The sequence below is a fragment of the Xenorhabdus eapokensis genome (assembly GCF_001908105.1).
This window is the reverse complement of record NZ_MKGQ01000168.1, coordinates 1-620: the sequence shown is the minus strand read 5'-3', so window position 1 is coordinate 620 and position 620 is coordinate 1. Positions and strand designations below refer to the sequence as shown.

The 620-nt window shown below is 47.1% G+C and carries 2 protein-coding genes; both read left to right on the top strand.

Annotation, left to right across the window (positions count from 1 at the left end):
- On the top strand, positions 1-244 hold a 244-nt coding region (locus Xedl_RS19990; protein WP_075968235.1), incomplete at its 5' end, for an IS630 transposase-related protein.
- Positions 245-308: 64 nt separating this feature from the next.
- On the top strand, positions 309-620 hold a 312-nt coding region (locus Xedl_RS19985), incomplete at its 3' end, for a transposase (RefSeq protein WP_244149791.1).

Here is a 620-nt window from a genome sequence, read left to right as displayed (position 1 = left end):
CCATTTTGAAGTCTCCATGCGCACCTTGTTCCGGTGGTGCAATCAGATAGAACCTTGCATGACCCGTAATAAACCCGCCACGAAAATCCCTGATGCAGTGCTCATGGAGGATGTCCAAAACTTTCCCGATGACTATCAATGGGAAAGAGCAAAACGTTTAGGTGTCTCACAATCGGCTATTCATTATGCCTTGAAACGGCTTCGGATCACCCATAAAAAAAACACTCCAACACCCTCGCGCTGATCTTCAGGCTCGTCAGGTATTTATCGAGCGCATCAGCGACTATGAGCGGGCTGGCAGGCCGATTGTGTATTTGGATGAAAGTGGTTTTGCCCAATCGATGCCACGTCAACATGGCTATTCGGAAAAAGGGTTACGCTGTTTTGGTTCGCATGACTGGCACGCAAAAGGCCGTATCAACGTCATTGGTGCCATTCTCGAAAATACCTTCGTCACCTTAAGCTTGTTTACCGAGAATATTAATGCCGATGTTTTTTATGCGTGGATGACACAAGATTTGCTGCCAAAGCTTCCACACGGCGCCGTGATAGTGATGGATAATGCATCTTTCCATAAACGGAATGACACGACACAAGCGATAGCAGACAGCAGATGTCAA